4 protein-coding genes and 1 pseudogene are annotated in these 8259 nt (G+C 67.4%); 2 read left to right on the forward strand and 3 right to left on the reverse strand.

The features are described 5' to 3' along the window. The first annotated feature begins 83 nt into the window (after positions 1-83). Both typA and CRT23_RS16490 read left to right on the forward strand, forming a co-directional pair. On the forward strand, positions 84-1904 hold the full coding sequence (gene typA, locus CRT23_RS16485) for a translational GTPase TypA (protein WP_103710543.1): 1821 nt from the start codon (positions 84-86) through the stop codon (positions 1902-1904). 436 nt (positions 1905-2340) lie between these two features. Further along, on the forward strand, positions 2341-5316 hold the full coding sequence (locus CRT23_RS16490) for a DNA methyltransferase (protein WP_103710544.1): 2976 nt from the start codon (positions 2341-2343) through the stop codon (positions 5314-5316). A 27-nt stretch (positions 5317-5343) separates the two neighbouring features. Here CRT23_RS16490 and CRT23_RS16495 read toward each other — a convergent pair whose 3' ends face one another. The 3 genes and pseudogenes from CRT23_RS16495 to CRT23_RS16505 all read right to left on the reverse strand — a co-directional run. Continuing rightward, a complete protein-coding gene (locus CRT23_RS16495) occupies positions 5344-6999 on the reverse strand; it encodes an acyl-CoA synthetase (RefSeq protein WP_055945788.1) in 1656 nt (551 codons plus the stop codon). Between the two features lie 97 nt (positions 7000-7096). Further along, positions 7097-7549: a lipocalin-like domain-containing protein gene (locus CRT23_RS16500; protein ID WP_210202085.1), complete on the reverse strand. Its 453-nt coding sequence runs from the start codon at positions 7547-7549 to the stop codon at positions 7097-7099. A gap of 294 nt (positions 7550-7843) precedes the next feature. Further along, a pseudogene (locus CRT23_RS16505) lies at positions 7844-8259 on the reverse strand (transposase); the annotation flags it as partial.

Consider the following 8259-nt stretch of genomic DNA (forward strand, 5'->3'; position numbering starts at 1 on the left):
TAGCTCGATCCCGTGACCCGGCGCAGCCGGCCGCATTCCTGCGGCCCGTCGCGTGACGGGCTCTTCTCGCTTCCGGATACCCTATGAAGCTTCGCAACATCGCCATCATCGCCCACGTCGACCACGGCAAGACGACGCTCGTCGACAAGCTGCTGTCGCAGTCCGGATCGTTCCGCGAGAACCAGCGCGTCGAGGAACGCGCCATGGACTCGAACGACCTCGAGAAGGAGCGCGGCATCACCATCCTGGCCAAGGCGACCTCGGTCGTCTGGAAGGACACCCGCGTCAACGTCGTCGACACCCCCGGCCACGCCGATTTCGGCGGCGAGGTGGAGCGCATCCTCTCGATGGTGGATGGCGTGATCGTGCTGGTCGACGCGGCCGAAGGCCCGATGCCCCAGACCAAGTTCGTGGTCGGCAAGGCCCTCAAGATCGGCCTCAAGCCGATCGTGGCGATCAACAAGGTCGACCGGCCGGATGCCCGCATCACCGAGGTGGTGAACGAGGTGTTCGACCTGTTCGCGGCCCTCGACGCCACCGACGAGCAGCTCGACTTCCCGATCCTCTACGGCTCGGGCCGCGCCGGCTGGATGGCGACCTCGCCGGACGGCGACCAGAGCGAGGGCCTCGCGCCGCTGTTCGACCTCGTCCTGGCGCACGTGCCCCAGGCCAAGGTCGAGGACGGCCCATTCCGGATGCTCGGCACCCTGCTGGAAGCCAACCCCTTCCTCGGCCGCATCATCACCGGCCGCATCGCCTCCGGCACCGTGAAGCCGAACCAGGCCATCAAGGTCATGGACCGCACGGGCAAGCTCGTGGAGACCGGCCGCGTCTCGAAGATCCTGGCCTTCCGCGGCCTGGAGCGCGCGCCCATCGACATCGGTGAGGCCGGCGACATCGTCTCCATCGCGGGCCTCGTGAAGGGCACCGTGGCCGACACCTTCTGCGACCCGCAGGTCGAGACCCCGATCCAGGCCCAGCCGATCGATCCGCCCACCGTGACGATGTCCTTCATCGTCAACGATTCGCCGCTCGCCGGCACCGAGGGCGACAAGGTCACGAGCCGCATGATCCGCGACCGCCTGTTCAAGGAGGCCGAGGGCAACGTCACGCTCAAGATCGAGGAGGCCGCCGACAAGGATTCGTTCTTCGTCTCGGGCCGCGGCGAGTTGCAGCTCGCTATCCTGATCGAGACCATGCGCCGCGAGGGCTTCGAGATCGCCGTCTCGCGTCCCCGCGTGGTGCTCTCGAAGGATGAGGACGACAACGTCCTCGAGCCGGTCGAGGAGGTCGTGGTCGACGTCGACGAGGAGTATTCCGGCGTCGTCGTGCAGAAGATGTCCGAGCGCAAGGCCGAGATGATCGAGATGAAGCCGTCGGGCGGGTCCCGCCTGCGCCTCGTCTTCCATGCGCCCACCCGCGGCCTGATCGGCTACCAGGGCGAGCTCATGACCGACACCCGCGGCACCGCGATCATGAACCGGCTGTTCAAGGCCTACGAGCCCTACAAGGGCGAGATGCCCGGCCGCCGCAACGGCGTGCTGATCTCGAACGACAAGGGCGAGGCCGTGGCCTACGCCATGTGGAACCTCGAGGACCGCGGCCCGATGATGATCGAGCCCGGCGCCAAGGTGTACCAGGGCATGATCATCGGCGAGCACAACCGCGAGAACGATCTCGAGGTGAACGTGCTCAAGGGCAAGAAGCTCACCAACATCCGCACCACCTCGAAGGATGAGGCGGTGCGCCTGACGCCGCCGATCCGCATGACCCTGGAGCGCTCGCTCGCCTGGATCCAGGACGACGAGCTGATGGAGGTCACGCCGAAATCCATCCGGCTGCGCAAGACCTACCTCGACCCCAACGAGCGCAAGCGCTTCGAGCGCTCGGGCGGCGTCGCCTAAGCGCACCCCGCCACCCCACGCATAGACGACACGAGGCCGGGCGAAAGCCCGGCCTTTTTTGTTCCGCTTCCCCGATTCCGGCGCCTTCGACAGCGCGCGGGATTACCCAAAATAACACCTAGAATAAGTTATATTCCAACGTTAGGTTGGATCATGTCGCGCGTTCCCGTCACCGATCCCCCTGGCCTCGCAGGATTCCTCGGTTCGCCCGTGGGTCGGACCGGATCCCGCCCCCGTGGGGTGCCAGCCCCTTCGGATCCGTCCGGTCCCTTCGGATTCAGGGCGATGCCGCCTGCACGGCGGTGCCCTGCTCCGCCGCGTGGCGAAGCCCGCCGGGCGGCCGAGCCCGTCCCCCTTCGCCCGGGTGCCGGTCCGGCGATCGGCTGACCCCGGAACGCTCGTTCGAGACGGATGCGGATGCGTTGGAGTGTGTCGGATGGACCTGCAGCGAGGCCGCGAGTTCGATCAGTTTCTCCAGGTCCTGGACCGGTTGTGCCAGCGATTCGCGAAATATCGCCCGGAGTATCGCAGGGGCCTGGACGAATACTCGCTGCGAAACGAGTACCTGGATCCGTTCTTCGAGGCCTTGGGCTGGGACGTCAGGAACACCAAGGACGATCCGCCCTTCATGCGAGACGTGCGGGTCGAGTACAGGGCCTATGATGGGATCATCAACGGCAAGGCCGATTACGTGTTTCGGATCGGCGGCTTCGACCGGTTCGTCTGCGAAGCGAAGAAGTTTCCCGAGAAGCTCGAGAACCATCGGTTCCAGCTGCAGAACTACGTCTACAACCTGCGTCTCTGGATCGGCCTGACGACGAATTTCGACGAGCTGAACCTGTTCGTGGTCGGGGGGAAGCCGAGCCGGGAGAAGCCGTTCAGCGTCGTGCCGGGCTGGCGCCTCTGCTACCAGGACTACCGGGATGCGGCGCCCAAGATCTGGGATCTGCTGTCACGGCAGGCCGTCGCGGCCGGATCGCTGGAAGCCTTCATCCAGAACCTGCCCAAGGTCACCTCCCGCACCGACCGGCAACTCTGGCTGATCAAGCCGGACCGCAACCGGGCCGTCGATACCGATTTCCTGCAGTATCTCGAAGGCGAGCGCGCCCGGCTGGCCAAGTCCCTGATCCGGCACAATGCCGCCCTGCACTGGGACGTGGACGCGATTAACGAAGCCGTCCAGGTGATCCTCGATCGCCTGATCTTCCAGAGGGTCTGCGAGGATCGCGACATCGATACCTTTCAGACGCTGCGGCAGGCGCTGGCACTCTGGGAGCGGCACGGACGCCGGAAGGGTGACTTGTGGCCCCTGATCGTCGGCAACCAGGCGAACATGCGGGCGGCCTTCAACGGCGGGCTCTATGGACGGGCCGGAACGCCGTCCCACTTCGTCGAGTCCTGCGTGGTCGATGACCGGTGGCTCGCCGACTTCATCGATCATCTGGCCGGGGACGAGTCGCCCTACCTCTTCAGCACCCTGCCGATCGAGATCCTGGGCTCCGTCTACGAGCGCTTCCTCGGCTCGATCATCGATGGACAGGGGAACGTGACGCCGAAGCCCGAGATCCGGAAGCAGGGCGGCGTCTTCTACACGCCCGAACACATCGTCGCGCAGATCGTCGACGGCGCCCTGGCGCCGCTCCTCGAAGGCAAGACGCCGGAACAGATGCGCCGGATCCGGATCCTCGATCCGGCCTGCGGCTCCGGAACCTTCCTGATCCGTGCGCTGGAAAAGCTCTTCCAGGCGCATATCCACTATTACCATCTCAACGGCGACAAGCGGGACGGGAAATCCGTCTATGTCGACGCGCAGGGCGACCTGAAGCTGACCAGCGAGCTCAAGAAGCGCATCGCCAAGGATTGCATCTTCGGCGTCGATATCGATCGCCAGGCGGTCGAAGTCTCGGAGATGTCGATCTATCTCAAGATCCTCGAGGGCGAGACGCAATCCACCCTGGGGCGGCAGAGGGTGCTGTTCCCGAACGAGACGTTCCTTCCGGACCTGTCCGGCAACATCCATGTCGGCAACAGCCTCGTCGGACAGGATGCCTACGCGCTTCTGCCGGCCGACCTGCGGATCACCGAGGCGAAACCGTTCTCCTGGGAGCTGTCGTTTCCGGAGGTCCGTGCCCGCGGCTGGTTCGACGCGGTCATCGGCAATCCACCCTACGACGTCATCGAGAAGGAGCGCGGCGCGGCCTCCTGGCCGCACGATGTCTTCCGCGCCTACCTCGCCCGGACCGACCGCCTGGACGCCGCGAAGGGCGGCAAGCTGAACCTGTTCCGGTTCTTCCTGATCCAGAGCCTGCAACTCGTCAGGCACAACGGGTCCCTGGGCATGATCGTACCCATGGCACTCCTGGCCGATTTCAGCTGCAAGAGGACCCGCCTCTCGCTCCTGGATCAGGTCGACGCGCTGCGCGCGCAGGCCTTTCCGCAGAAGGACATCCGCCAGCATCGCGTCTTCTACGATGCCAAGCTGTCGACGGTGGTCGTGGGAGGCCGCAAGCGCGCACCGTCCCGGCGCAAGCACAACCCGCGCATCGGCCTGCAGGTCTATCCCCGGGCATCCTTCGATGATCCCTCCCGCGACGTGACGATGCAACGGAGCGAACTGGCGGCCATCGATCCCCTGGGCCTGCCGATCCCGATCACCGATCAGGCCTCGTGGGAGCTGGCCAAGAAGCTGCATCAATCGAACTCGGTCGCGCGCCTCGACGGGATCGAGGGCCTTCGGATCGCCCGGGGCGAGATCAACCAGACGGTCTACCGCGCCTACATCACGGACGATCCCCGGCACAGCCGGCTCCTGAAGGGCGTCGAGGTCTCGGCTTACGCGATCCACCGTACCTTGAGCCAGGGGCGGGTCGAATGGTTCGACCGTGCGCGATACGAGCGGACCCACGTCACGCCGGATGCCGTCGGCGTCCGGCGCATCGCGACCCAGAGGATCACCGGCGTCGACGAGCGGTATCGGATCGTCGCGACCCTCTCGGAGCCGGGCTGGTACTTCGCCGATTCGACCAACGCGGTCGTCGTCGCTCCGACCTGCGGCCTGTCACCGGAATACATCCTCGCCTGCCTGAACAGCCGGCTGCTGCAATGGCGCTTCCAGCTCACCAGCTCCAACAACAATGTCGGAACGAACGAACTCGCCGCCCTGCCGATCCGGCTGCTCGACCTGGGGGATGCCGGCGAGGCGCGGACCCATGCCGCGATCGTCGCGCAGGTCGGGCACTTGCTGCAGCTCGGCGCGCAGCTCACCGCCCATCCGAGCCTCAAGGTCCGGGCGGAGGCGATCCCGCGCTTCCGGGAGGTTCGTTCCAGTCTCGATCGGACGATCGAGACCCTCTACAACCTGACGGCCGACGAGGCCGCCCTCGTCCATCGCAGGTTCGCGGCCCCGGCGTGATCGGCGACGGGCGGGACCGTCGATCGCTCACGTGTCCTTCGCCCGCTCCCGCAGCAGGTACTTCTGCACCTTGCCGGTCGAGGTCTTCGGCAGGTCTCCGAACACGATGTGGCGCGGAAGCTTGTAGCCGGCCAGCCGCTCGCGGCACCAGGCGATGAGAGCGTCGGCCTCCACGGTGGCGCCGGGCTTCAGCTCGACGAACGCCATCGGGGTCTCGCCCCACTTCGCGTCGGGGCGGGCCACGACCGCGGCGGCGGAGACGGCGGGGTGGCGGAACAGAGCGTCCTCCACCTCGATGGAGGAGATGTTCTCGCCGCCCGAGATGATGATGTCCTTCGAGCGGTCCTTGAGCTGGATGTAGCCGTCCGGGTGCTTGACCCCGAGGTCGCCGGAGCGGAACCAGCCGCCCGCGAAGGCCGCCTGCGTCGCCTTCGGGTTCTTCAGGTAGCCGCGCATCACCACGTTGCCGCGGAACATCGCCTCGCCCATGGTCTCGCCATCGGCCGGCACGGACGCGCAGGTCTCGGGGTCGCGGATGTCGAAGCCCTCGAGGACGGGATAGCGCACGCCCTGGCGCGCCATCCGGGCGGCACGGGCCTCGTCGTCGAGGGCGTCCCAGTCGCGGTGCCAGGCATTCACCACGGCCGGGCCGTAGGTCTCGGTGAGACCGTACAGGTGGGTGACGTCGAAGCCGGCGGCGCCCATGGCGCCGAGAACCGCCTGGGGCGGCGGCGCGGCCGCCGTCAGGAAGGCGACCCGCCGGGGCAGGGGGCGGCGCTCCGCCTCGGGCGCGTTGAGGAGGAGCTGCATCACGATCGGCGCCCCGCACAGATGCGTGACGCCGTGCTCGGCCAGGGCCTGGTAGAGCGCGCCGGCCCGGACCTGGCGCAGGCAGACATGGGTGCCGGCGACCACCGACAGGGTCCAGGGAAAGCACCAGCCGTTGCAGTGGAACATCGGCAGGGTCCAGAGATAGACCGGGTGCTGCCCGAGATTGCCCGTGATGACGTTGCCGAGGCAGAGCAGGGCGGCGCCGCGATGGTGATAGACCACGCCCTTCGGGTCGCCGGTGGTGCCCGAGGTGTAGTTCAGGGAGATCGCGTCCCACTCGTCGCCGGGCATCGCCCAGTCCCAGGCCGGGTCGCCCTCCGCCAGGAGCGCCTCGTAGCCGAGGCTGCCGACCGCCGTGCCGGGGCCGGTGAAGTCCGGATCGTCGACGTCGATCACCAGGGGCTTGACCCGGGCCTGGGCCAGCGCCGGGGCCACGACCTTCGAGAATTCCCGGTCGGTGATCAGCACCTTGGCCTCGCCGTGGTCGAGGCAGAAGGCGAGGCCGGCAGCGTCCAGGCGGGTGTTCAGGGTGTTGAGCACGGCGCCGGTCATCGGCACCCCGTAATGGACCTCGATCATCTCGGGCGTGTTGGCGAGGATGACCGCGACGGTGTCGCCGCGCCCGATGCCGCGTGCCGCCAGGGCCGCCCCGAGGCGGCGGCAGCGCGCGTAGAGCTCGGCATAGCTGCGGCGCAGCGGGCCGTGGATCACCGCGCAGTGATCCGGGAAGACGCGCGCCGACCGGTCGAGGTAGCTCAGGGGCGTCAGCGGCTGGTAATTCGCCGGGTTGCGGTCGAGGTCCCGGTCATAGATCGATGGCGCGGCCCTGTCGGCCGTCGTCGAGGTCATCATCGGCGTATCTCCCTGTCGGGAGAGTACCCCGTCGCAGCATTCCGACAAATCGCCCCGGATCCTCGCCCACAAGGGGCCTTGCGCGGCGACGCAGACCCTAACCGGCGGCGGCGCGGCGCCATGTCAGGTGGTAGGTGACCTCCCGGCCGCCGGAGCGGATCGGCGACGCGGTGCTCAGGCGAAGGGTGTCCCCCTCGAGGGAGACGAGGCGCGGCTGGGTCTGCCCGAGCCAGTTCGGGAACAGCGACACGGCCATCGTGTGGGAGAGCAGCCCCTCCGCCTCGATCCGGAACGGGCCGGAATAGGCGATGTAGCCCATCGCCTGCGCGGCGAGTTCCTCGGGTGTGGCGACGAACCAGTCCCCGGAGGTGAAGGCGGGGCGGCCCGGCCGCATGAGCTGCGCCGACATGTACCCGTCCGGCGTGTACAGGATCAGTCCCCGCGGGCTCTCGCCCAGCGGATAGGACGGGGCCGAGCCGTCGGTGGGCCTTTCCACGTACGATACCAGCGTCCAGGCTCCGATCAGCTGCGCGTGCAAGGTCCCGGTCATCATCCCTCCATGCCGGGTGACCGGCCTCGGCCGCGCGGCGGACTCACCCGTGTGGAGCGGAACGCGTTGTCGACGCATCCGCTCCGGGCGGGGCGGGGGCTGTCGGCGTGGAGGTCTGTCCGGGCAGGGGGCGCGGGGAGCCGTCGGGCGGAGCGGGAGGAGGGTCGATCGAACGTCCCCGGCGGTCCTCGTTCGATGGCGGGGCGCGGTCCCGATCCCCGGTCCGGGCTTATCCCATTGCAGGCTAATTGATAGTCCCCTATCTTTTGGCGGTCGGGGCGACTTTGCCTGCCCCTATCTGGTGGTCCAGGTTCGAAGTTCGTGCATTGTCGGTCGCGTGACGATGGCAGGGCGCGCGGTCGGCACTGAGCCGTTCGGTTCCGTTGGCCAGAGGATGACTTCGGGCGCAGGCGGCTGGTCGCTGAGCAACGAGTGCGGTCGGATGCTGTTGTCGTGCCGCCGCCATGGCTCGATCACGACGCTGGCCTCCTTCAGGGTGTCGAACACCTTCCGTTGAGGAGTTCATCGCGCAGCTTCGCGTCGAAGCTCTCGTAAGTCACCGTTCTCCCACGGACTGCCCGGTTCGATGTCGGCGGTCGTCGATCCAACCGCTGCGATTCAGTCCTGTACGGCCTTGGCAATGAACTCCGACCCATAGCACATCGGGAAGATGGCTCGACGGCTCTGGGGCGGCGCGCGAAGCCATGCGG

Source organism: Methylobacterium sp. V23 (assembly GCF_002917135.1).
Classification (GTDB): domain Bacteria; phylum Pseudomonadota; class Alphaproteobacteria; order Rhizobiales; family Beijerinckiaceae; genus Methylobacterium.

Coding starts and splice junctions, on each gene's coding strand:
- CRT23_RS16495 (WP_055945788.1), bottom strand. CDS start 6,999: ATGATGACCTCGACGACGGCCGACAGGGCCGCGCCATCGATCTATGAC.
- typA (WP_103710543.1), top strand. CDS start 84: ATGAAGCTTCGCAACATCGCCATCATCGCCCACGTCGACCACGGCAAG.
- CRT23_RS16500 (WP_210202085.1), bottom strand. CDS start 7,549: ATGACCGGGACCTTGCACGCGCAGCTGATCGGAGCCTGGACGCTGGTA.
- CRT23_RS16490 (WP_103710544.1), top strand. CDS start 2,341: ATGGACCTGCAGCGAGGCCGCGAGTTCGATCAGTTTCTCCAGGTCCTG.